The 23,596-nt window shown below is 64.3% G+C and carries 19 protein-coding genes and 3 pseudogenes; 13 read left to right on the top strand and 9 right to left on the bottom strand.

Translation table 11 applies throughout. The annotated features are described in order from the left end of the window. Positions 1-19: 19 nt before the first annotated feature. The 3 genes and pseudogenes from ABIE53_RS27915 to ABIE53_RS27905 all read right to left on the bottom strand — a co-directional run bounded on the left by ABIE53_RS27915 (position 20) and on the right by ABIE53_RS27905 (position 4,564). A pseudogene (locus tag ABIE53_RS27915) lies at positions 20-1,529 on the bottom strand (CoA-acylating methylmalonate-semialdehyde dehydrogenase). Positions 1,530-1,631: 102 nt separating this feature from the next. Continuing rightward, a complete protein-coding gene (locus ABIE53_RS27910; RefSeq protein ID WP_107707436.1) occupies positions 1,632-3,335 on the bottom strand; it encodes an AMP-binding protein in 1,704 nt (567 codons plus the stop codon). Positions 3,336-3,430: 95 nt separating this feature from the next. Beyond that, positions 3,431-4,564 carry an acyl-CoA dehydrogenase family protein gene (locus ABIE53_RS27905; RefSeq protein ID WP_107707437.1) on the bottom strand — a complete coding sequence of 378 codons (1,134 nt, stop codon included), beginning with the start codon at positions 4,562-4,564 and terminating at the stop codon, positions 3,431-3,433. Between the two features lie 210 nt (positions 4,565-4,774). Here ABIE53_RS27905 and ABIE53_RS27900 point away from each other — a divergent pair, with 210 nt between their 5' ends. The 4 genes and pseudogenes from ABIE53_RS27900 (at position 4,775) to ABIE53_RS27885 (ending at position 9,832) form a co-directional block, all read left to right on the top strand. Next, positions 4,775-5,812 carry an AraC family transcriptional regulator gene (locus ABIE53_RS27900; RefSeq protein ID WP_192699100.1) on the top strand — a complete coding sequence of 346 codons (1,038 nt, stop codon included), beginning with the start codon at positions 4,775-4,777 and terminating at the stop codon, positions 5,810-5,812. An 88-nt stretch (positions 5,813-5,900) separates the two neighbouring features. Next, on the top strand, positions 5,901-7,658 hold the full coding sequence (locus ABIE53_RS27895; RefSeq protein WP_192699101.1) for an NfeD family protein: 1,758 nt from the start codon (positions 5,901-5,903) through the stop codon (positions 7,656-7,658). Beyond that, positions 7,655-8,429, top strand: a pseudogene (locus ABIE53_RS27890) (slipin family protein). Before ABIE53_RS27895 ends, ABIE53_RS27890 begins: the two are co-directional and overlap by 4 nt. 101 nt (positions 8,430-8,530) lie before the next feature. Further along, positions 8,531-9,832, top strand: a complete 1,302-nt coding sequence (locus ABIE53_RS27885) for an NCS2 family permease (protein WP_006046719.1) — start codon at positions 8,531-8,533, stop codon at positions 9,830-9,832. Between the two features lie 30 nt (positions 9,833-9,862). Here the strand turns inward: ABIE53_RS27885 and ABIE53_RS27880 are convergent, their stop codons facing one another. Beyond that, positions 9,863-10,153 (bottom strand): DUF1488 family protein, encoded by a 291-nt coding sequence (locus ABIE53_RS27880; protein WP_006046718.1) that lies wholly within the window; start codon positions 10,151-10,153, stop codon positions 9,863-9,865. 436 nt (positions 10,154-10,589) lie between these two features. Between ABIE53_RS27880 and ABIE53_RS27875 the strand changes: the two genes are divergently transcribed. Next, positions 10,590-12,578, top strand: a complete 1,989-nt coding sequence (locus ABIE53_RS27875) for a sigma-54-dependent Fis family transcriptional regulator (protein ID WP_192699102.1) — start codon at positions 10,590-10,592, stop codon at positions 12,576-12,578. Positions 12,579-12,657: 79 nt separating this feature from the next. Further along, complete coding sequence (locus ABIE53_RS27870) at positions 12,658-12,975, top strand: 2Fe-2S iron-sulfur cluster-binding protein (RefSeq protein WP_192699103.1); 318 nt, start codon at positions 12,658-12,660, stop codon at positions 12,973-12,975. A gap of 20 nt (positions 12,976-12,995) precedes the next feature. On the opposite strand, the gene ABIE53_RS27865 is transcribed toward ABIE53_RS27870, so the two are convergent. Together ABIE53_RS27865 and ABIE53_RS27860 are read right to left on the bottom strand one after the other, a co-directional pair. Further along, a complete protein-coding gene (locus ABIE53_RS27865; protein ID WP_107707443.1) occupies positions 12,996-13,199 on the bottom strand; it encodes a DUF1653 domain-containing protein in 204 nt (67 codons plus the stop codon). Between the two features lie 32 nt (positions 13,200-13,231). Next, positions 13,232-13,876 carry a helix-turn-helix transcriptional regulator gene (locus ABIE53_RS27860; RefSeq protein ID WP_006046714.1) on the bottom strand — a complete coding sequence of 215 codons (645 nt, stop codon included), beginning with the start codon at positions 13,874-13,876 and terminating at the stop codon, positions 13,232-13,234. A 508-nt stretch (positions 13,877-14,384) separates the two neighbouring features. Here ABIE53_RS27860 and ABIE53_RS27855 point away from each other — a divergent pair. From ABIE53_RS27855 to ABIE53_RS27840, 4 genes and pseudogenes are all read left to right on the top strand, one after another. Further along, positions 14,385-14,666 (top strand): hypothetical protein, encoded by a 282-nt coding sequence (locus tag ABIE53_RS27855; protein ID WP_029965846.1) that lies wholly within the window; start codon positions 14,385-14,387, stop codon positions 14,664-14,666. Positions 14,667-14,791: 125 nt separating this feature from the next. After that, positions 14,792-15,064 carry a translation initiation factor IF-1 gene (infA, locus tag ABIE53_RS27850; RefSeq protein ID WP_006046712.1) on the top strand — a complete coding sequence of 91 codons (273 nt, stop codon included), beginning with the start codon at positions 14,792-14,794 and terminating at the stop codon, positions 15,062-15,064. A 444-nt stretch (positions 15,065-15,508) separates the two neighbouring features. Then, positions 15,509-16,085 (top strand): annotated as a pseudogene (locus tag ABIE53_RS27845) (ANTAR domain-containing response regulator). Positions 16,086-16,094: 9 nt separating this feature from the next. Then, positions 16,095-17,270, top strand: a complete 1,176-nt coding sequence (locus tag ABIE53_RS27840; RefSeq protein ID WP_192699104.1) for a CmpA/NrtA family ABC transporter substrate-binding protein — start codon at positions 16,095-16,097, stop codon at positions 17,268-17,270. Between the two features lie 47 nt (positions 17,271-17,317). Here ABIE53_RS27840 and ABIE53_RS32035 read toward each other — a convergent pair whose 3' ends face one another. From ABIE53_RS32035 to ABIE53_RS27830, 3 genes are read right to left on the bottom strand one after another with little or no spacing between them, the layout of a single operon-like run. After that, complete coding sequence (locus ABIE53_RS32035; protein ID WP_502922751.1) at positions 17,318-17,860, bottom strand: sensor histidine kinase; 543 nt, start codon at positions 17,858-17,860, stop codon at positions 17,318-17,320. An 8-nt stretch (positions 17,861-17,868) separates the two neighbouring features. Beyond that, a complete protein-coding gene (locus ABIE53_RS32030) occupies positions 17,869-18,744 on the bottom strand; it encodes a sensor histidine kinase N-terminal domain-containing protein (protein ID WP_502922750.1) in 876 nt (291 codons plus the stop codon). After that, positions 18,741-19,436 (bottom strand): response regulator, encoded by a 696-nt coding sequence (locus ABIE53_RS27830; protein WP_006046708.1) that lies wholly within the window; start codon positions 19,434-19,436, stop codon positions 18,741-18,743. The genes ABIE53_RS32030 and ABIE53_RS27830 overlap by 4 nt, the downstream gene beginning before the upstream one ends. A gap of 115 nt (positions 19,437-19,551) precedes the next feature. On the opposite strand from ABIE53_RS27830, the gene ABIE53_RS27825 reads away from it, so the two are divergent. The 3 genes from ABIE53_RS27825 to ABIE53_RS27815 all read left to right on the top strand — a co-directional run bounded on the left by ABIE53_RS27825 (position 19,552) and on the right by ABIE53_RS27815 (position 23,582). After that, positions 19,552-20,640 carry an ABC transporter substrate-binding protein gene (locus ABIE53_RS27825; RefSeq protein WP_006046707.1) on the top strand — a complete coding sequence of 363 codons (1,089 nt, stop codon included), beginning with the start codon at positions 19,552-19,554 and terminating at the stop codon, positions 20,638-20,640. Positions 20,641-20,752: 112 nt separating this feature from the next. Next, on the top strand, positions 20,753-22,522 hold the full coding sequence (locus ABIE53_RS27820) for an ABC transporter permease (protein ID WP_006046706.1): 1,770 nt from the start codon (positions 20,753-20,755) through the stop codon (positions 22,520-22,522). After that, the gene (locus tag ABIE53_RS27815; protein WP_192699105.1) at positions 22,515-23,582 is read left to right on the top strand and encodes an ABC transporter ATP-binding protein; all 1,068 of its coding nucleotides are present in this window, start codon (positions 22,515-22,517) and stop codon (positions 23,580-23,582) included. Before ABIE53_RS27820 ends, ABIE53_RS27815 begins: the two co-directional genes overlap by 8 nt. The last annotated feature ends 14 nt before the right edge of the window (positions 23,583-23,596 follow it).

The raw sequence follows: 23,596 nt of genomic DNA, 5'->3' as shown, positions 1-23,596 counted from the left end.
CTCCGTGTTTGCGGCTCGCTCAGCGCAGGCTGATCGTGGTGTTCACGCCGTCGTTGATCGTGTCGTCGTCAAACCAGCGCGCGGTGACGGTCTTCGTTTGCGTATAGAACTGCACGACCTGTTTGCCGTACGGACCCAGATCGCCGAGCTTGGAACCGCGCGAACCCGTGAAGCTGAAGAACGGCACGGGCACCGGAATCGGAATGTTGATGCCGACCTGGCCGACGTCGATTTCGCTCTGGAATTTGCGCGCCGCCGCGCCACTTTGCGTGAACAGTCCGACGCCGTTACCAAACGGATTGCGGTTGACGAGCGCGATCGCGTCGTCGAGCGTCGCGGCGTTGAGCACCAGCAGCACCGGCCCGAAAATCTCTCGTGCGATAGATTTCCATCTCCGTGCTGACGTCGCTGAAAATCGTGGGGCCGATGAAATTGCCCTGCTCGTAGCCGGGCACTTTCACGCCGCGGCCGTCGAGCGCGAGCGTCGCGCCTTCCTTCACGCCCGCTTCGATCAGCCCGAGAATGCGCTGCTTCGCGGCGCGCGACACCACGGGACCGACATCGGTATTCGGCTCGTGGCCCGCGTTGACCTTGAGCGTCTTCGCCCTGGCGACGATGTCCGGCAGCCATTGCTGCGCCGCGCCCACCAGCACGACCACCGAGGTCGCCATGCAACGCTGCCCCGCCGCGCCGAAGCCCGCACCCGCGAGCGCATTCAACGCTTGCTCGCGATTCGCGTCGGGCAGCACGACGGCGTGGTTTTTTGCGCCCATCATCGACTGCACGCGTTTGCCGTGCTCGCTGCCGAGGCGATACACGTGCGTGCCGACCGCCGTCGAGCCGACAAACGAAATCGCCTTCACGAGTTCATGTGTGCAGAGCGCGTCGACCACGTCCTTGCCGCCGTGCACGACGTTCAGCACGCCCTTGGGCACGCCTGCCTCGAGCGCGAGTTCGACCAGTTGCATCGTCGACAACGGGTCCTGCTCCGAAGGCTTCAACACGAACGTATTGCCGCAGACGATCGCCATCGGGAACATCCATAGCGGGATCATCGCGGGGAAGTTGAACGGCGTGATGCCCGCGCATACGCCGAGCGGCTGACGCAGCGTGTAAGTGTCCACGCCGCCCGCGACGTTTTCCGCGAATTCGCCCTGCTGCAAGGTGCCGATCGAACACGCATGCTCGACGACTTCGAGTCCGCGAAAGACGTCGCCTTCCGCGTCGGCAATCGTCTTGCCCTGCTCGGCGCTCAGTGTCTTTGCAATGCGCGGCAGATGCTCGCGAATCAACGCCTGGTACTTCAGCATGATGCGCATGCGCGCGCCGATCGGCGTGTTCTTCCATGTGCTGAACGCGGCATGCGCCGAGCGGATCGCTTCGTTGACTTCGTCGGCGGTCGCAAACGGCACGCGCGCCAGCACCTGTTGCGTCGCCGGATTGACGATGTCGCGCCATTCGGTGGTTGTCGATTCGACGAATTCGCCGTTGATCAGCAGCTTGACGGTATCCGGGGCAATTGCGCTCATGCTGGAAACTCCTATGCGGTGAATCGGTGGCTCGGTGGTGTGCATCGTGGCTCAGTGGCCGACGCACAGTAAGTACGATCGAATAAAAACGCTTGACGACGCCTAGCGCAGATCGGGGAAATCTTCTTCCCAGTACTCGTCGGGTAAGCGTGCCGGCTCGGCTTGCCGCTCCATTTCACGGCGCCGCAACTCGACGCGGCGAATCTTTCCGGAGATGGTTTTCGGCAGCTCGCTGAATTGCAGACGGCGAATCCGCTTATACGGTGCGAGCTTTTCGCGCGAGAACGCGAACACCGCGCGCGCGAGTTCGGGTCCGGCTTCGTAGCCCTGGCGCACGGTGACGAACGCCTTCGGCACCGACAGGCGCAGCGCGTCGGCGCTCGGCACGACCGCCGCCTCGCCGATGGCCTCGTGCTCGATCAACACGCTTTCGAGTTCGAACGGACTGAGCCGGTAATCGGATGATTTGAAAACGTCGTCGGCGCGGCCGACGTACACGTAGTAGCCGTCATCGCGTCGCAGCGCCACGTCGGACGTGCGGTAGAAACCGTTGCGCATGGCCTCGGCGGTCGCCTTCGCGTTGTTCGCGTAGCCGGTCATCAGACCGAGCGGACGGTCCTTGCCATCGGCGCCGATCGGCAATGCGATTTCGCCTTCGGTGACAGGGTGATCGTCGGCGTCGATCAGTTCGATTTTGTAGCCCGGCAACGGACGTCCCATCGAACCGGCCACAACCGGTTGGCCCGGCGAATTGCCGATCTGGCAAGTGGTCTCGGTTTGCCCAAAACCGTCGCGTATCGTGATGCTCCATGCGTGCTTCACGCGCTCGATAATCTCCGGATTGAGCGGCTCGCCCGCGCCGACAATCTCGCGCAGCTTCACCGGATAATCCGCGAGCGGCTCCTGCACGAGCATGCGCCAGACGGTCGGCGGCGCGCACACGGTGCTCACGTTGAAACGCACCAGCACGTTCAGCGTGTCTTTCGGCACGAAGCGCGCGAAGTTGAAAACGAACACACAGGCCTGCGCATTCCACGGCGCAAAGAAGCAGCTCCACGCGTGTTTGGCCCAGCCCGGCGAGCTGATATTCCAATGGATGTCGTTCGGTTGCAGGCCGATCCAGTACATCGTCGACAGATGGCCAACCGGATAGCTCTGATGCGTATGCTCGACGAGCTTGGGCTTCGACGTGGTGCCGGACGTGAAGTAAAGCAGCAGCGGATCGGTGGCGCGCGTGATGCCTTGCGGCGTGAATTGCGGCGATGCGTCATACGCGGCCGCAAGATCGATCCAGCCGTCGCGCGGCGTGCCGACGGATAGACGCGTCAACGGCACATCGAGCGAATCGAATTTGGACAGCTCCGCGCTGTCCACCACGACGAAGTTCGCGCCGCCTATCTGCACGCGGTCGCGCACGTCGTCGGCGGAAAGCTGCGTGGTGGCGGGCAGCACGATCGCGCCGAGCTTCATTGCGGCGAGCATCACGTCCCACAGTTCGACGCGGTTCGGCAGCATCAGCAGCACGCGGTCGCCGCGTTGCACGCCCACGCCGCGCAGAAAGTTGGCCATGCGCGCGGAGCGCTCCGACATTTGCGCGTACGACAAACGCAGGCCCTCGCCTGCCGGATCGTCGACGATCCACAACGCCGGGTTGTCGTTATCGCGCGCGATGACGTCGAAGTAGTCGAGCGCCCAGTTGAACTCGTCCAGCACCGGCCACGCGAACTCGCGGTATGCGCGCTCATAGTCGGTTCGATGGCGCAATAACAGATCGCGTGCGTCGACAAATGCTTTCGCTGCAGTCATGGTCGTCTCCTGATGGGCGCGGTATTGGTCCGCGTTTGCTCGGGTTTAGTTTTATCCGCAAGCTATTTTGCGCTCAAACTCGGCTCGCGCAGCGTTCAAACGTGACGCGCGATCACCATGCGCTGCACTTCGCTGGTTCCTTCGTAAATTTGCGTGATGCGGGCGTCGCGGTAATGGCGCTCCACCGCGTAGTCCTCGAGATAACCGTAGCCGCCGTGAATCTGGATCGCGTTCGAGCAGATCTGCTCGGCCATTTCCGACGCGAACAGTTTCGCCTGCGATGCCTCCGACAAACACGGCTCGCCCGCCGAGCGCAGCCGCGCTGCGTGATGCACGAGCAGGCGCGCGGCGTTCAGGCGCGTGGCCATGTCCGCGAGCATGTTGGCGATGGTCTGATGATCCTTCAGCGCCTTGCCGAACTGCATGCGCTCGCTGGCATAGGCGCGCGCGGCGTCGAACGCGGCGCGCGCAATGCCCACGGCTTGCGCCGCGATGCCGATGCGTCCGCCCTCCAGGTTCGACAGCGCGATACGCAGGCCCTCGCCCGCTTCGCCAAGCAGATTCGCTTCGGGCACCGCGCAGTCGTCGAGCGAAATCGGGCAGGTGTCGGACGCGCGAATGCCGAGCTTGTGTTCGGGCTTGCCGACGTTGAAGCCCGGCGTATCGGTCGGCACGATAAACGCGGACAGGCCGCGCTTGCCGCGATCGGGGTCCGTGACCGCGAATACGATGGCGATGTCGGCGCGCGCACCGTTGGTCACGAACTGCTTGCTGCCGTTGAGTATCCACTTGCCGTCGCGCAGCACCGCACGCGTGCGCAGGTTGTTCGCCTCGGAGCCCGCCTGCGGCTCAGTCAGACAGAATGCGCCGATGCGCCGGCCGGTCGCGAGGTCCTGCAAATAGCGGTCTTTCTGCGCGTCGCTGCCGAAATTCAGAATCGGTCCGCAGCCGACGGAGTTATGCACGCTCATCAGCGTCGCACACGCGGCGCAGCCCGCGGCGATTTCTTCGAGCGCGAGCGCGTAGGCCACGTAGTCGGTGTATGAGCCGCCCCAATGCGGCGGCACGATCATGCCGAGAAAGCCGAGCTCGCCCATTTGTCTCACGACGTCCGCGGGCAGTTGCGCGTCGCGATCCCATTGAGCGGCGTTCGGCGCAAGGCGCTCGCTGGCAAAGTCGCGCGCCGCGTCGCGGATCATGCGTTGTTCTTCGGTGTAGAAACTGTCCATGAGCGTGAGTCCTGTGCTTGCGTTCGAAGCAAGTGTAGGCAAGCCGGCCGCCGGCTTCGATGCTCAGCGCGATCATTATGTGTGAGCGCATTTGCCATACTGATACCATGCAGTGCGGCAACGGCCGCGTTTTTGCCGCATTAGAGCTTTTCTGATAAGCAAAACGTTGAGCGCGATTGCCACTTCAACTACCCTGCCGAACCATCGCCGATGAAAACCGAAAAAGGCACCATCTCCGTTGCGCTGGTCAACGAAACGCTTGCGCTCGCGGCGGCGCGCGGTGTGGATGCGCTGCAGCTTGCAGAAGCCGCCGGCATCGCCGCGCCGATGCTGGCGTCGCCGAAAAGCCGCGTGTCGTCGGCGCAATACGGCGCGTTGTGGGTCGGCATCGCACGCGCGCTCGACGATGAATTCTTCGGCCAGGACTCGCATCGCATGAAATTCGGCAGCTTCATCGCGATGACGCAGACGGCGCTGACGGCGCGCAACGGCGCCCAGGCGTTGTCGCGCGCAATCGGTTTCATGCGGCTCGTGCTGGACGATCTCGGCGCGCGCGTCGAGACCGACGCGGAGCGCGTGCGCCTCACCTTCGTCGAACGCGAGGGAACCCGGCCGCCCACGATGTTTGCGTACGCGACGTATTTCATCGTCGTTTATGGGCTGTTGTGCTGGCTGGTCGGGCGCCGCATTCCGCTGATCGAAGCGCGTTTTCGCTGCGCCGAGCCGCCCGCCGCGCACGAGTACCGGCTGATGTTTTGCGACGACATCGCGTTCGACCAGCCGGAGTCTTACGTGGATCTCTCGCCGGCATTTCTCGAGCTGCCGGTGATTCAAACGGCGAACTCGGCGAGGCCGTTTCTGCGCGATGCGCCGGCGAGCTTCGTCGTCAAATACCGCAATCCGGGTTCGCTGGCCGCGCGCGTGCGCAAAACGCTGCGCGCGTTGCCGATGGCGAGCTGGCCCGCCGCCGACCAGATGGCCGCGCGCCTGAACGTCGCCGAGGCGACCATGCGGCGCCGTCTGAAGCAGGAAGGCCATACGTATCAGTCGATCAAGGACGACCTGCGGCGCGACGTTGCGATTGGCGAATTGCAGCAGTCGCGCCGCACGATTGCGGACATCGCGGCGTCGGTGGGCTTTGCGGAGCCGAGCGCGTTTCATCGCGCGTTCCGCAAATGGACCGGCATGCGGCCCACCGACTATCGTCCGGCGCGCGCGGACCTCACGCGGCGCGCGGAATCGGACTAAGCTGTAAGAAGCAGGCCAGTCTTCCTGGAGGGTCGGCCCGCGCCGGTCCGTCTTCGTATCCGTCGACGGCACGCGGCGCCCGTTAGCCATGAGCACGTCTTCACGTCGCCCGTTCCGGCAGTCTGGCGCGCGCCGGCCGTTTATCCGCGGCGGTGTCGCGCGCCGGTTCCTGCGCGGCATGACCGCGTTCGGGATGCTTTTGACGTTCGCGGTTGGGGGTCTGTTTGGGCCTGGGTTCGTACCTGGCTTCGCGTCGGGCGAAGATGCGGCTGTGGCCCAGGCTGCGCCCGTCAGTGGACAGAACGCCGCCGCGCAAGCGCTCAACAGCGTGGTCGTGATTCCCGTCAGCGGCGCGATCGGACCGGCGAGCGCCGACTTCATCGTGCGCAGTCTGCAACGCGCCGCCGACAGTCACGCGCAACTCGCCGTGCTGCAACTGGATACGCCGGGCGGACTGGATACGTCGATGCGGCAGATCATCAAGGCGATCCTCGGCTCGCCGGTGCCGGTCGCGACGTTCATCGCCCCGAGCGGCGCGCGGGCCGCGAGCGCGGGGACCTACATCGTCTACGCGAGCCATATTGCGGCGATGGCGCCGGGCACCAACCTCGGCGCGGCCACGCCGATCCAGATGGGCATCGGCGGCACGGAGCCTTCGGGAGGCAGCACGCCGCGCCTGCCGGGCACGGGCGATCGCACGCCGCAAGCGCCGGCGCCGGCGCCGGGGGCCGGCGGTTCGGCTAGTGGCGTTGGTGGCGCCAGCAGCGCAAGCGGCGCGAGCGCCACGACAAGCCCGGCATCAACCAGCTCCCCCACCACACTCCCGCTCGACACCCAATCGACGGAACTGCGCAAGCAGGTTCACGACGCCGCCGCCTATATCCGCGGCCTCGCGCAAATGCGCGGGCGCAACGCCGACTGGGCCGAGCGCGCGGTGCGCGAGGCGGTGAGCCTCACCGCCGCCGACGCGCTCGCGCAGCACGTCGTCGACCTCAACGCGCGCGACGTGCCCGATCTGCTGCGTCAGCTCGACGGCCGCACCGTCGCAACGAGCGCGGGCAACGTCAAGCTCGCGACGGCGCATGCGCCCGTCGTCACGCTCGAAGCCGACTGGCGCAGCCACTTCCTCGCGGTCATCACCGATCCGAACGTCGCGCTGATGCTGCTGATGCTCGGCATGTACGGCCTCTTCTTCGAATTCGCGAACCCCGGTTTCGTGCTGCCCGGCGTGGTCGGCGCGATCAGTCTGCTTATCGGGCTGTTCGCCATGCAGATGCTGCCGGTCAACTACGTCGGCCTCGGCCTGATCTTTCTCGGCATCGCGTTTCTGATCGGCGAGGCGTTTCTGCCGACCTTCGGTTCGCTCGGCTTCGGCGGCATTGTCGCGTTCGTGATCGGCGCGTTGATGCTGATCGACACGGACGTGCCCGGCTACGGCATCCCGCTGCCGATGATCGCCGCCGTCACCGTATTCAGCGTGCTGTTCGTGCTGGGCGTATCGCAGCTCGCGCTGCGGGCGCGGCGCAGGCCGGTGGTGACGGGTTCCGAAGGGCTGATCGGCAGCGTCGGCGTGGTGCTCGAAGGCGGTCTCGTGGCCGCCTCAGACGCGGCCGCAGACCCAGGCGCGGCACACAGCAACCTGGCCGGCTGGGCGCGGATCAACGGCGAGCGCTGGCAGGTGTCGAGCGCGGTTCCGCTCGCGGCCGGCGACGCGGTTCGCGTGACCGCGCGCCAGGGGCTGACGCTCACGGTGGAGCCCGTCGCCGCCGCGCAGGCGCTCCAACAACAGCAAGCACAGCAACAACAGCAACAACAACACCCCTCTCTCGGAGGAAAAACCTCATGATCGGTTTCACATTCGGCTTCAGCAGCATTCTGATTCTGCTCATCGCCGCGCTGATTGCGTCGTCGATAAAGATCTTTCGCGAGTACGAACGCGGCGTCGTGTTCATGCTCGGGCGCTTCTGGAAGGTCAAGGGGCCTGGGCTCGTGCTGATTATTCCGGTCGTGCAGCAGGTGGTGCGCATCGACCTGCGCACGGTCGTGTTCGACGTGCCGCCGCAGGACGTGATCACGCGCGACAACGTTTCGGTCAAGGTCAACGCGGTGGTGTACTTTCGCGTGGTCGATCCGGAGAAGGCCGTGATCCAGGTGGCGCGCTATTTCGAGGCGACCAGCCAGCTATCGCAGACCACGCTGCGCGCGGTGCTCGGCAAGCATGAACTCGATGAACTGCTCGCCGATCGCGAACAGCTCAACGCCGACATCCAGAAAGTGCTCGATGCGCAGACCGATGCGTGGGGCATCAAGGTCGCCATCGTCGAGATCAAGCATGTGGACATCAACGAAACGATGATCCGCGCGATTGCCCGTCAGGCCGAAGCCGAGCGCGAACGTCGCGCGAAGGTGATTCATGCGGAAGGCGAATTGCAGGCGTCGCAGCAATTGCTGCAGGCCGCGCAGACGCTCGCGCGCGAGCCGCAAGCCATGCAGTTGCGCTACCTGCAAACGCTGACGACGATTGCCGCCGACAAGAACTCGACCATCGTGTTTCCGCTGCCGCGTCGATATGCTGAACGCCGTGGTGGACCGTCTGACGAAGCCACGCGAGCCGTAAGCCGCGCGCACCGTTGCCTGGCGACATCGTAAATTCGCTTGCGGCTGCGCCCCACGCGCTGGCAAGGTATCATCTCGCCCCTACGACGAGAGACCCGCCATATGGATTCCATAAAACGCTATTTCGGCCTCGACGCCGCCGGCACCAATCTGCGCACGGAAGTGCTGGCCGGCCTGACCACTTTTCTGACGATGGCCTACATCATCTTCGTGAACCCGGCGATTCTGGGCGACGCGGGGATGCCGAAAGACGCCGTGTTCGTCGCGACCTGCCTCGTCGCCGCGCTGGCCTCGCTGATCATGGGTCTGTATGCGAACTACCCGATCGCGCTTGCGCCGGGCATGGGCCTGAACGCGTACTTCGCGTACACGGTCGTCAAGGGCATGGGTTTTACGTGGCAAGCCGCGCTCGGCGCGGTGTTCATCTCCGGGTGCCTGTTTCTCGTCGTCACGCTGTTTCGCGTGCGCGAGGTCATTGTCACCGGCATTCCGCACTCGATACGCATCGCCATCACCGGCGGCATCGGCCTCTTTCTCGCGATCATTTCGCTGAAGACGGCGGGCGTCGTGGTCGGCAATCCGGCTACGCTCGTCACGCTCGGCGATCTGCATAACCCGCATGTGGTGCTCGCGATCATCGGCTTTTTCGCGATCGTCACGCTCGACTATCTGCGCGTGCGCGGCGCGATCCTGATCGGCATTGTCGGCGTGACCGTATTGAGCTTTTTCTTCGGCGGCAATCAGTTCCACGGCATCGTGTCCGCGCCGCCGTCGATTTCGCCGACGCTGTTCCAGCTCGACATTCGCGGCGCGCTGTCCACCGGCGTGCTGAACGTGATCCTGGTGTTCTTCCTCGTTGAACTGTTCGATGCAACGGGCACGCTGATGGGCGTGGCCAATCGCGCGGGTCTGCTGGTGGAAGGCAAGATGCATCGGCTGAACCGCGCGCTGCTTGCGGACAGCACCGCCATTCTGGCGGGCTCGATGCTCGGGACGTCGTCGACGACCGCGTATATCGAAAGCGCGTCGGGCGTGCAGGCAGGCGGGCGCACCGGCGTGACGGCGGTCACGGTGGCCGTGCTGTTCCTTGCCGCGCTGTTCTTCGCGCCGCTCGCGGGCGTGGTGCCCGGCTACGCGACGGCGCCGGCGCTGCTCTACGTGTCGTGCCTGATGCTGCGCGAAATGCTCGACCTGCCGTGGGACGACGCAACCGAAGTCGTGCCGGCCGCGCTCACGGCTCTGCTGATGCCGTTCACTTACTCGATCGCGAATGGCGTCGCGTTCGGCTTCATCTCGTATGCGGGACTGAAGTTGCTGACCGGCCGCGCGCGCCAGGTGAAGCTCGTCGTGTGGATCATCGCGGCGATCTTCCTGTTCCGCTATTTCTACCTCGGCAGCGAGTAAGTTCTTGCGAACCGCGGCGTGCCGATGCGCTCAGGCACGCCAGTTCGCTTCATAAAAGCGCACATAGCCGCTGCGCAGCACAACGCATTGCGCGCTCGTCTCAGAGAGCAGACGACGCGTGGCGGCTTCGATGCGCTCGCGGTGCGTGTCGAACGCGCCGACCATGTCTTCCAGACGCGGCGACGCGGCGCCGAAATGATCTTCGAGCGCTTCCGCGGTGATCATGCACTCCACCCTCTGCCCATCGACCAGCGCCGGAAACGCCAGGGTGAGTTCGCGACCTGAATACTCAGGATTTTCATTCGGGAAAAGGATCTGCATGGGAGTCACCTGGAAGTTAGGCGCCGCGCATGATTCGCATGGGTAATGCGCACGCCGGTTACATCTGATCGCGCCCCGGGCTGCCTCCTCCTTGTCCAATGCCGGCGACGCGGGCTCGTCATCCGTCGCATGCGGAAACGCGCCATTCGCACGTCGCGAGGATGATTTGATTCACTTTAGACGAGTTCCTGCGCGGCGCAAGTTTTCCTTTACGCCGCTTGATCCAGGTGCGAAGTTGCCCGCGAATTGCGCACGCGATTGCGCACGAAGCGTGCATGGCGCTTGCGTTCCTACCGACCCGCGCCGGGTGTTTTCCCTGCGACGCGCGCGGCTTCGGCTCCTGTAATATCGGTGTTCGCCCGCAAGCGCGCATGCTGCGCTGCGGCATCGAACGGCGGGCAACGCACCCGCCGCATCCGAATACCGGAGACATGCCTTGAGCCATCGCCCCGCCACGCCGTCCCGCATCGGTCGGCCCGATGTCATCGCGCAAGCTCATGCGCGCTCGCTCGAACTCGGGCTGCGCGCGTCGGAAATGCCGGATTTTCAGCCGCTGCGCCGGCCTGCGCTGCGCGAACTGGTTGAGTGCAATCAGTCGCTGTATACGCATGCGCTTCCGGTCATGGAAACGCTGCATGCGCAGATCGTCGACACGCAAAGCATGGTGCTGCTCACCGACAGCCAGGGCGTGATCCTCCATAGTCTCGGCGACAGCGATTTCGTCGCGAAGGCGAATCGCGTCGCGCTGTGTCCGGGCGTGTCGTGGGCCGAGGCCGACCGCGGCACGAATGCAATCGGCACGGCGCTCGTCGACGGACAGCCGACCGTGGTTCACGCCGACGAACACTTCCTGCACGCGAACCGCATTCTCACCTGCTCGTGCGCGCCGATTGCGGATCCGTTCGGGCGCACCATCGGCGCGCTCGACGTGAGCGGCGACACGCGCGGCTTTCATAAGCACACACTGGCGCTCGTTAGAATGTCGGCGCAGATGATCGAAAATCATCTGTTCTCCAATCAATTCGCCGATGCGTTGCGCGTGCACTTTCACGCGCGCGCCGAATTCATCGGCACGCTGTTTGAGGGACTCGCCGCGTTCGCCGCCGACGGCACATTCCTGTCGGCCAACCGCAGTGCGCTGTTCCAGTTCGGACAAGCGCTCCCCGCGTTGCAGGTGCAGCCGTTCGAGGCGCTGTTCGGCGCCGCGTTCGCCGACGTGTTGCAGCGGATCGCGCGCGCGCCGGGCGACAATATCGTGCTGACGTTGCCGAGCGGCGTGCGGGTTGTCGCGCGCGGCGAGTATTCGGCGCAGCGTTATGTCGCGCCGGCAGCGGATGTTGCCGGCACGGCGCGTGGCTTGACAACGCATGGCGCGCGTCACGCGGCGCGGATTGTGGAATCGCCGTCCAATGTCACGCCAGCCACACTTGAAACACTCGACACCGGCGACGCGCAAATGTCCGCGATTCTGCGGCGCGTCGGCAAGGTGCGCGGTCGCGACATTCCGATCCTGATCCTCGGCAAAACAGGCACCGGCAAGGAATGGCTCGCGCGCGCGATCCATCACGATTCGCCGCGGCGCACGGCGCCGTTCGTCGCGTTGAACTGCGCGTCGCTGCCCGACAGTTTGATCGAGGCCGAGCTGTTCGGCTATGAAGACGGCGCGTTCACCGGCGCAAAAAAACGCGGCAGCGTCGGCAAGATCGTGCAGGCCGACGGCGGCACTCTGTTCCTCGATGAAATCGGCGATATGCCGCTCGCGCAGCAAGTGCGGCTCATGCGCGTGCTGCAGGAGCGCAGCGTGGTGCCGCTCGGCGGCACGCGCGCCATTCCAGTCGATCTGCGGATCGTGTGCGCGACGCACCGCAATCTGCGCGCGATGATCGAGGAAGGCACCTTCCGCGAGGACCTGTACTACCGCATCAACGGACTCGTTGTGACGTTGCCGGCGCTGCGCGAGCGCACGGATCTGGAAGCGCTCATCGCGCGTGTGCTGGAACTTCAGTGCGAGGGCGACGGCGTGCCGCGCCGCGTTTCGCCGCAAGTGCTCGAGCGCTTCATGCAATGCCGCTGGCCCGGCAATCTGCGGCAACTGGCGAACGTGCTGCGCACCGCGAGCATCATGGCCGAAGGCGCGGATCAAATCGAACTCGACGATCTGCCGGAAGACTTTCTGCATGATTGCGCCGATTCGGCGGCGAACGACGACTCGCGCTCGTCTCTGCGAACCTGCGACGACGCGACGGACGGCAATCCAGGTAGCGCTCAGACGCCCGCGCCGTCGCGCATGGAAGACTGGCAGGCCACGTTGATCGCGCAGACGCTTGCGCGGTTGGACGGCAATGTGTCGGCGGCGGCACGCGAACTGGGACTCGCGCGCAATACGGTGTACCGCTATTTGCGGCGGGCCGGCACGACTCATTGAAGCGTCGATACAGCGACGGCCGCCAGGAAAGACCGCGCGACCGTGTAAAGTGTGACGAGCACAGTGACACATTCACACGATGTCCGATTCACACCGCCCACCTGTCGTGCGCGTCGAGCCGCTTGGCCGCAGCTTCGAAGCGCCCGATTCGCTCACCATTCTGGAAGCCGCCGGCTTCGCCGATCTGCGCTTGCCGCGTTCATGCCGCAACGGCACGTGTCGTACGTGCATCTGCAAAATGACGGCGGGACAGGTGCGCTACACGATCGAATGGCCAGGTCTTAGCCGCGAGGAAAAGCAGGAAGGTTATATCCTGCCGTGCGTCGCGATTGCCGAAACCGATGTGGTGATCGAAGCGCCGGACGCTGTGGAGCTGCAGTCGTCGTCGCCGCGTTGAGAGAAGCGAGGCTTATCCCCTCAATCGATCCTGGCGAAGCGCGGCATCGTCGCGCCTTCATGCTCGATCTGCTCGAAAAACACCGACGCCGGACGTGTCCAGATCGTGCCGTTGCTCGCCTTGTAGACGATCATCGTGACAGTCGGATCGGATTCGAGCGTCGCCTCGCATATCAGTTCGTAGAGGCCGCCTTTGTAATGGCGGTAGCGCGTGATTTCAGCCATCGAATTCTCCTTGGGTTGGACAGTGCCACGACTCAACCGCCTTCCTTCATCTGCTTGAGGATTTTGTAGACGGTTGCGCGGCCCATCGTCAGCACGGCGGCCACATAGTTCGCCGAACTGCGGCCGCGAAACGCGCCTTGCGCATGCAGCGCCTCGACGATCTCGCGCTTGTGTTCGCGCGTGAGCGCGTTGATGCCGATCTGCCGCTCGCGCAGCCACGTATGCAGATACGTGTTGATGCGGTCCTGCCAGTCGTCGCGGAACAGGTCTTCGGCGGGTGCGTCGGTCAAATTGCCGCCGCGGATGAACAGGTCGAGCGTGGAACGCACGTCTTCGAACACCGCGATATTGAAGTTGATGCACAGCATGCCGGCCGGCTTGCCGTTGTCGTCGAACAGAATGTTGCTCACGCAGCGCATGCGCCGGCCGTCCCAATTCAGCTTCTCGTACGGGCCGATGGTGCGCCCGCGCGCCGCATAGTGCACTTCGTCGAGCACCGAGGGACCGCCCACTTCGAGCTTCGACAGATTGTTCACCAAGTACGCGATGGTCTGGTCGCGCAGATCGTGGATCACGACTTCGGCGCACGGATAGAAGAGCGCCGCGATGCCGTCGGCGATGGGAGCGTAGCGCTCGAGCAGCAGGTCTTTCACGGGGGTCGCGGTTGTCTGGCGCATTGGATGACGATGTGACGGTGTTCGGGGGCGCGTGCTGCCTCGCGCGGCAACTCGCCATTGTAGCGACCGGCCGGCCCCTCTGTTCGTGGATGGAACTTTTTACTATCCAATCAGACGTATTTAGTGCATCATATTGGAATAGTTGTATTCCGCATTCGCAGCCTGGCTGTCTCATACCGCATCTGCGCAACACCCCCGACTGTTCGACCGCCGCCCGTCGGCGATCCCGTCACTCCGGCAATGCGCCGCCAGCATTAGCCGTCGCGAGTTGTGTAGCTGAGTTGTTCAGCTGAGTTTCAGCTTTCACCCGCCTGGTGTCCGCGCGACATCAGCGTGTTTCTTCTCCATCGAATCCGCGAATTTACGCGGCGCGCTCAAGCCCTCGCTATCGGGCCTGCGCTAACTTTTTCAATGGCGGCGCGCCTTTCCGGTGCTGCGCTGCCCGGCCTGCGGTGCCGCGCGTAACACGCGTGACATGCCGGCCACGTATTACAGGACATCTATGCTAATGAACTCGGCAGTCAAGACGTACAAAGGTTATGAGATTCACCCGCTCGTCTATCCGCGCCGCCCCACCGACGGCCAGACGAGCCGCAATCCGGACGCGGGCTACGACGCGTCGGTGCGCATTTGCCGCGTGGGCGCGAATCCGGCCGCCGAGGGCCGCGTGTTCCGCCTGCAGTATCTGTTTCCGTTCGACGGCACGGGCAAGGCGCGCATCGCGTGCATGGCTCACGCCGAGCAACTGATCGACGGCCGCGTGGACGGCCAGTCGGTCGCCGATCTTTGAGCGGTCACGGCGGCGCATAAGCCGTTGCCGCACGGCGGGCCTGCCGCCCGCTTGCAACCGTATCTGATGCAGCGCCGCCCGCAAGGCGTCGCGCAAACCCTTATCCCATCGACCAGGAGTTATGCATGGCGAAAGAAGAACTGCTTGAACTTGACGGTATCGTCGACGAAGTACTTCCGGACAGCCGTTACCGCGTGACGCTCGACAACGGCGTCGTGGTTGGCGCTTACGCGTCCGGACGCATGCGCAAGAACCACATTCGTATTCTCGCGGGCGACCGCGTGACGCTGGAACTGTCGGTCTACGACCTGACCAAAGGCCGGATCAACTTCCGTCACAAAGACGAGCGTGCAGGCGGCGGCGCCGCGCGCAGCAATTCGCAATTCCGTCGCCGTTAAGGCGAGCGGCACGCGCCGGCGGTTTTTTGCGCGTGCCTGCGTGGGCCTCTGCCTTGCGGCCCTGGAGTAACGTTGTACGCGAAGCCATTGGCGCGCCTTCTCGAGTTCGGCCCGGTTCGAACCTGAGCGGCGCGCAGCGGCGGCGCTTTTTAGGCGTTTTTTAGCCGATCTCTTGTCGCGACGCTCGTCGCGATGTCTTCCGAGTTGTTGCCTGCTGCCTCGCGGTTCTTGTCGCGGGTTCTGTTCGTCTCGCCTTCTTAAGAATTCTCAAGAATCGCCCGCTGTGCGCCGCTTCGGTGCATCCGCGACGCATGCCCTTTCCCGGTGCGCCACTCGTCACGAAAAAGCTCGGCCTCAGTGCGTAATCCCTTCGTACACAAGGCTTCGCGGCCACTGGCATCCAAGTTGCTTTAACGATGTTCAGCCGTCGATTGCCACTACCCCATGCTGCGTGTCCTCCTCGTCACCGATACCGATAAGCCGATAGGCGACCTACGTGACGCGCTCGCCAGGCTCGGTTACGAGATGCTGGCCAGCACCGCGACGCCGCACGCGCTGCACAGCGCGGTTCAGAGCGAGCGGCCGGACGTCATCATCATCGATACCGATTCGCCCTCGCGCGACACGCTCGAACAGCTCGCGGTGATGAACGCGACCGCGCCGCGTCCGGTGCTGATGTTCAGCCACGACTCGAACCAGCAGTTGATCCGCGATGCCGTCGGCGCGGGTGTGACCGCGTATCTCGTCGAAGGGCTCGAAACCGAGCGGCTCGCCCCGATTCTCGAAGTCGCGCTCGCGCGCTTCGCGCAGGGAATCGCAACTGCGCGAACGCCTCGCCCAGGTCGAGAACGAACTCGCGGAGCGCAAGCTGATCGACCGCGCCAAACGCCTGCTGATGGATCAGCAGAAAATCACCGAGCACGCCGCCTACGCCACGCTGCGCAAACGCGCGATGAACCAGGGTGTGAAGCTCGCCGAGGTCGCGCGCGCGGTCGTCGCGGCGGCTGAATCGCACAAGTGAAGCATGCCCATGAACTCCGTTAGCTCACTCGTATCCTCGTCGGCTTCGTTGTCGGCTTCGTCGTCCACATCCGGCCAGCTCGAGAAAACGCACCTGCGCCTCGGCTTCGTCGCGCTGTCCGACGCCGCCCCGCTCGTCGCCGCCAAGCTGCTCGAATTCGGCCACGCGCATGGCCTCACGCTCGAACTGTCGCGCCAGCCGTCATGGGCCGCCGTGCGCGACAAGCTGCTGTCCGGCGATCTCGACGCGGCGCATACGCTCTATGGCCTCGTCTATGGCGTGCAACTCGGCCTGGGCGGTCCGCAAACGGACATGGCCGTGCTGATGGTGCTCAACCGCAACGGCCAGGCGGTGACCTTGTCGAACCGTCTCGCCGATGCGCTCGCCGCACACGGCACGTTGCCGAAGGCGCTCGCCGCGCTCGGCCGCAAGCCGGTGTTCGCGCAGACCTTCCCGACCGGCACGCACGCGATGTGGCTGCATTACTGGCTCGCCGCGCAAGGCGTGCATCCGCTGCGCGACGTGGAAAGCGTGGTGATTCCGCCGCCGCAGATGGTCGCCGCGCTTGCCGAAGACGGGCTCGACGGCCTGTGCGTGGGCGAGCCGTGGAATGCGATGGCCGAAGCGCAAGGCGTCGGCAGAACGGTCGCTTATACGAGCGAAGTGTGGCCCGACCATCCCGAGAAAGTGCTCGCGTGCCGGCGCGATTTCGTCGACCAGAATCCGAACACGGCGCGCGCGCTCGTGCGGACGATGCTCGAAGCGTGCCGCTGGCTCGACGGCCCCGGACATCGCCACGAGATCGCGCGCTGGCTCGCGCGGCCGGAATTTATCGGCATCGACGAAGCATTGATCGCCGCACGTTTCGGCGACGCGATTCCTGAGTCAGTGCCGCACGGTTTGCCGGTGCGTTTCTTCGACGATGGCGCGGTGAACTATCCGCAGCCATTCGAGGGCGCCTGGTTTCTGACGCAATTCGAGCGCTGGGGAATGATCGACGCACGCGCCGATTACGCGCAAATCGCCGAGCGCATCAATCAGACGCAGTTGTATCGCGAGGCGGCCGCGCAGGTGAAAGTCGCGGTGCCGGCGCAAGAAACCACGCAACGGTTCATGGACGGCGCCACATGGAATAGCACGACGCCGGCCACGGGTTTCGCACGCAGTTTTCCGATTCACAGATAACGCATCGATAACCCACGGGCAACGCAGCGATAACGCACGAGCCCGCCTCACGCCGCCCCTTGCACAAGCGCAGGAAACCACACGCTCACCACCAGCCCGCCGCCGCGCGCATCGCCCAACTCGACGCGCGCGCCATGAACCCGCGCGATCTCGCGCACAATCGACAACCCCAACCCGCTGCCCTCCACCGCCTGCGTCGCCTCGCTGCGGTAGAAGCGCTCGAATACCGCATCGCGTTCGCTCGCGGCAATGCCCGGCCCGTTGTCGATCACCTGAAGCAAGGGCTCGCCGTGCTCGCACGCGACCCGCACGGTAATGACCGAGCCATCGCCCGAATAACGGATCGCGTTGTCGATCAGATTGCCTACCAGTTCCGCGAGCAGATCGGATTGCCCCGTCACGTCGACGCGCGTCTCCTGCTCGAAGCCGAGGTCGATGCCGCGCGAGCGCGCCACCGGCGACCAGTCGAGCGTCACGCTGCGCGCGACCTTGTGCAGCGGCACCGCGGCATGCCTGACCGTGTAGCCGCTGTCCGCATCGAGCCGCGACAGCGACAGCAACTGCTGCACGATACGCACCGCCTGCTGCACCGCGCGGTTCAGCCGCGCCGCAAATGGACGCCGTGACGCCTCGGGCCCGCATTGTTCGCATCGACGCCATCGAGCCCGCGCTGCGCCAGTTCGGACTCCGCCTGAATCACCGCGAGCGGCGTTTTCAACTGATGCGCGGCGTCGTTGAAAAAGCGCCGCCGCGATAGCTGCATCTTCTGCGTGCGGCCAATGTACTGGTTGATCGAATCGACGAGCGGCGCGACCTCGCTCGGCAAGCCGACGGTATCGAGCGGCGTGGGATCGTCGTCGGCGCGCGCCGCGACTTTCGCCGACAGACGATTGAGCGGCCGCAAGCCGCGCGCGACACCGAGCCACACGATGCCGAGCGCGAGCATCACCAGCAAGCCTTCCTGTTGCAGCGAGCCGGTAAGGATCTCGCGCGCCAGCGCCTGGCGCGCCTCGATCGTTTCGCCGACTCTCACCAGCACCACGCGCGTTTGCGCACTCGGCACGTCGTGCACCGGCAGCCGCAGCATCGCGATGCGCAGCGGCCGGCCGCGAAATACATCGTCATAAAACTGCACGCTGTACGGCTCGGCCGGCACCTTCTTCGTTTCTGGCAGATCGGGATAACCGGTTACCACACGGCCATGTTCCTCGCGAATCTGATAGTAGATGTTGCCGCCGCCGTTCGATTCGAACATCTCGAGCGCGAGATAAGGCAAGTCGACTTCGATGCGACCGTCGCGCAGACGCACGCCGTCGCGAATCGAGCGCAACGAAAATTCGAGCGTGCGATCGAATGCCGCATGTGCCGCGTTCATTGCGCGTTGATAGGTGAGCCAGGCATCCAGCGCGAGCAGCAATAACAGCGGCACCAGCAGCCATAGCGCGACCCGCACGCGCAGATTCGGCCGCGTCATGGCGTCCTGGCTTCGAGCAGATAGCCGAGCCCGCGCAGCGTGACGATGCCGACCGAACTGCGCTCGAGCTTCTTGCGCAAACGGTACACGTAGATTTCGATCGCATCGGCATTCACCGATTCGTCGAGCCCGAAAATTTTCTCCGACAGCGTTTCCTTGTTGATCGCGCGGCCGTTGCGCAGGATCAATACTTCGAGTACCGAACGTTCGCGCGGCGTGAGCGCGAGCGGTTCGCCGTCGAGCGTGAAGCCGCGATCGACGCTGTCGTAAACCAGCGTGCCGCATTGCGCGACCGATGCCTCCTGACCATGACCGCGGCGCAGCAGCGCACGCGCGCGCGCTTCGAGTTCGGTGAGCGCGAAAGGCTTCGCGAGATAGTCGTCGGCGCCGAGATCGAGGCCGCGCACGCGCTCTTCCACCGAACCATGCGCGGTCAAGATGAGCACCGGCACGGCATTGCGCCGCGCGCGCAAACGGCGCAGCACTTCGAGCCCGTCGAGCTTCGGCAAACCGATGTCGAGGATCACGAGTGCATAGTCCTGTGTGCGCAATACGTGATCGGCAGATTCGCCGTCATGCATGCAGTCGACAGTGAGTTTGGCATTGGTCAGCGCGTCGGTTAACGAGCGGGAAAGAATTGGATTGTCTTCGACAAGCAGCACACGCATGAACAGAATCCCAGGGAAATCCATGAGGCGAATTCGTCCATTGTGACGCATTTCCCTCGCAAATTGAAAGCGTTCAGAAAGCGCGCGTCTCTTACCATTCGCCTTCACAAAATCAACATGATGTTTTCTGGAGGAAGACGTGCATATCTCTTTAAAGCTTCTCGCCGCCGCTGCCGCATTCGCCGCACATTCGACGTGGGCAGCGTTCCCAGCCGGCTATCCGGGCGATTATCAGGCCACTGTCGACGCAGCGAAAAAAGAAGGAAAACTGATCGTCTACTCGGTCACGGACACCGCGCTCGTGCGTCCGCTGATCAAAGACTTCGAAAGCCTGTACGGCGTGAAAGTCGAGTACAACGACATGAACAGCACCGAGCTGTACAACCGCTACATCAGCGAAAACGCGGCGAGCAGCACGAGCGCCGACGTGCTGTGGAGCTCGGCCATGGACCTGCAGGTGAAGCTCGTCAACGACGGCCTGATGGCGACTTACGAATCGCCCGAGGCGAAGCAGTTGCCGCAATGGGCGCAGTACCAGAAGCAGGCGTACGGCACGACCTATGAACCGCTCGCGATCGTCTACAACAAGCGCCTCTTGTCCGCGGGCGAAGTGCCGCAGACGCGCGCGGACCTCATCAAGCTGCTGCAATCGAAGCCCGATCAGTTCAAAGGCAAGGTCACGACGTACGACATCGAGAAGTCCGGCGTCGGCTTTAACTATCTGACGCAGGACGCGCGCGTGAACCCGCAGGTCACGTGGGATCTCGTCAAGGCAATGGGCGCGACCGGCCCGAAACTGCAATCGAGCACGGGCGCGATGATGGAGCGCATTTCGTCGGGCGAGAACCTGATCGGCTACAACATTCTCGGCTCGTATGCGCTCACCAAGGCCAAGAAAGATCCCTCCATCGGCTATGTCTATCCGAAGGACTACACGCTGGTGGTGAGCCGCCTCGTCACCATTTCGAAGAAGGCGAAAAGCCCGAACGCCGCGAAGCTGTGGGTCGACTATCTGCTGTCGCAGCGCGGCCAGACCCTGCTCGCGAATCAGGCGAGTTTGTTCTCGATTCGCTCCGACGTGGAAGGCGAAACGTCGATGGCCGGCCTCACGAAGCAGCTCGGCGATTCGCTGAAGCCGATTCCTATCGGCGCGGGCCTGCTGGTTTATCTCGACCAGTCGAAGCGCCTTGAATTCCTCAAGCAATGGCAACAGTCGATCAAGCGCTAAACCGTCGCGCCTGACATAGAGGCGCATACGTTCGCGCCGCCACGCGCGAACGTCTCTGCTTTTTCGTTGAACACCTGCCGATATGCGGCTTTTGCGCCGCAGGGGGACACTCATGCTTTTTACTAGCGCAACCGGGCCTCGCGACGCCGCGCCGCTCGCGGCTGACGACGGCCCCATCGGCGCATTGCCGCGCGGCCGTCTGCAACCGTTGGCGGGGATGCTGCGCTGGCTCGTCGTCGCCGTGCTGACGGTCGCCGTGGCGCTGCCGCTCGGCTTCATCCTGTTTCAGAGCGTGCTCAATGCGCCTTTCTTCGACGCCAACCGCACGCTCGGCCTCACGGGTTTCGAATTTATCTTCAGTGATCCTGATTTCTGGTCCGCGCTGAAGAACTCGTTCGTGATCGCGAGCGGCATGCTGTTCATCTCGATCCCGCTCGGCGGCATTCTCGCGTTCCTGATGGTTCGCACCGACCTGCCCGGCCGCCGTTGGCTCGAGCCGTTGCTGCTCACGCCTGTCTTCGTTTCGCCGATGGTGCTCGCGTTCGGCTACGTCGTCGCGGCCGGCCCGGTCGGCTTCTATTCGGTCTGGTGGAAGACGCTGTTCGGCAGCGCCGAAGCGCCGTGGACCGTCTACTCGATTCTTGCGATCACGGTAATCGTCGGCCTCACGCATGTGCCGCACGTGTACCTGTATTCGTCGGCGGCGCTGCGCAATCTCGGCTCGGACGTCGAAGAAGCCGCGCGCGTCGCGGGCGCGCGCCCGTTTCGCGTCGCGCTCGACGTGAGCCTGCCGATGACCTTGCCCGCCCTGCTCTTCGCCGGCGTGCTGGTGTTCTTCCTCGGCTTCGAAGTGTTCGGCCTGCCGCTCGTGCTCGGCGATCCCGAAGGCCACCTCGTGCTCGCCACTTATCTGTACAAGCTCACCAACAAGCTCGGCGTGCCGTCGTATCACCTGATGGCCGCGGTCGCCGTGTGCATTGTCGCGATTACGTTTCCGCTCGTGCTGCTGCAACGCAGCCTCCTCAAGCGCGCGAACCGCTTCGTCACCGTGAAAGGCAAGGCCGGACGTCAGACCGTGCTGCCGCTTGGCGCATGGCGTTGGGTCGCGCTGGCGATCGTCGCGCTGTGGCTCTTGTTGACCGTGTTCGTGCCGATCTCGGGCATCACGCTGCGCGCGTTCGTCACGAACTGGGGCGAAGGCGTGAATCTCGCCGACGTGCTCACGCTCGCCAACTTCACCGAACTGTTCGAACAGGACAACCTGGTTCGCGCGATCCTCAACACGCTCGGCATCGGCATATTCGGCGGCGCGCTCGCGGTGGGCTTCTATTCGCTCGTGGCGTTCGCCGGCCATCGCCGCAACGACTGGGCGACGCGCCTGCTCGATTACCTCGTGCTGCTGCCGCGCGCCGTGCCCGGTCTGCTCGCCGGCCTCGCGTTCCTGTGGATCTTTCTCTTCGTGCCGGGTGTGAAAGAGCTGAAGAACTCGATGTGGAGCATCTGGATCGCGTACACGGTCGTCTGGCTCGCGTACGGCATGCGCCTGATCCAAAGCGCGCTGCTGCAAGTCGGCCCCGAACTCGAGGAAGCGGGACGCAGCGTCGGCGGCACGCGTTCGCGCGTCAGTCTCGACGTGACGCTGCCGCTCGTGCGCTTCGGCCTGCTCGCCGCGTGGCTACTGATCTTCATGATCTTCGAGCGCGAATATTCGACCGCCGTCTATCTGCTGTCGCCCGGCACCGAAGTGATCGGCGCGCTGCTCGTGTCGCTGTGGGCGACCGGCGCGGTCGATCAGGTCGCGGCGCTTTCTGTCATCAACATCGCGATGGTCGGCGCCGGGCTCGGCGTGGCCCTGCGCTTCGGAGTGAAACTTCATGGATAAGCTCTCGGTCGACAACCTCTTTCTGAGCTATGGCGACAACCCGATTCTCAAGGGCGTGTCGTTCGAACTGAATCCGGGCGAAGTGGTGTGCCTGCTCGGCGCGTCAGGCAGCGGCAAGACGACGCTGCTGCGCGCGGTCGCCGGTCTCGAGCAGCCTTCGTCGGGGCGCATCGAACTCGACGGCAAAGTGTTCTTCGACGGCGCCACGCACGCCGATCTGCCGGTCGAGCAGCGCTCGCTCGGTCTCGTGTTTCAGTCGTATGCGCTGTGGCCGCATCGCACCGTCGCGGAAAACGTCGGCTATGGATTGAAGCTGCGGCGCGTGTCGGCGGCCGAGCAGAAAAAGCGCGTGCAAGGCGCGCTCGATCAACTCGGTCTCGGTCATCTGGCCGCGCGCTATCCGTATCAACTTTCCGGCGGCCAGCAGCAACGCGTCGCGATTGCGCGCGCGCTCGTCTACAACCCGCCCGTCATTCTGCTCGACGAACCGCTGTCGAACCTCGACGCCAAATTGCGCGAGGAAGCGCGCGCCTGGCTGCGCGAATTGATCGTGTCGCTCGGTCTCTCGGCGCTTTGCGTGACGCACGATCAGACCGAAGCGATGGCGATGTCCGACCGCATCCTGCTGCTGCGCAATGGCCGTATCGAACAGGAAGGCACGCCCGCGGAACTGTACGGCGAGCCGCGTTCGCTTTACACCGCGGAATTCATGGGCAGCAACAACCGTATCGACGCGCGCGTGGCCGCCATCGACGGGGAGCGCGTGACCTTGGCCGGCGACGGCTGGCAATTGCAGGCGCAAGCGCGCGAAGCGCTGAGGGCCGGCCAGCAGGTGCAGGCGGTGATTCGCCTCGAGCGCGTGCAGGTCGCCGACGGTCCGGGCGCGAATCGCCTCGAAGCGGACCTGATCACGTCGATGTATCTCGGCGACCGCTGGGAGTACCTGTTTCATTGCGGCGAGCTGCGTCTGCGCGCATTCGGCAACGTGCCGCGCGCGGCCGGGCGCCACTGGATCGAATTCCCCGCGAACGATTGCTGGGCGTTCGCCCACGCGAGCTGACGCACTCACCCACC

Source organism: Paraburkholderia sp. OAS925 (genome assembly GCF_040543975.1).
Taxonomy (GTDB): domain Bacteria; phylum Pseudomonadota; class Gammaproteobacteria; order Burkholderiales; family Burkholderiaceae; genus Paraburkholderia; species Paraburkholderia graminis.
The sequence above is the reverse complement of the archived record's forward strand: the minus strand, read 5'-3'. Positions and strand labels throughout refer to the sequence as shown.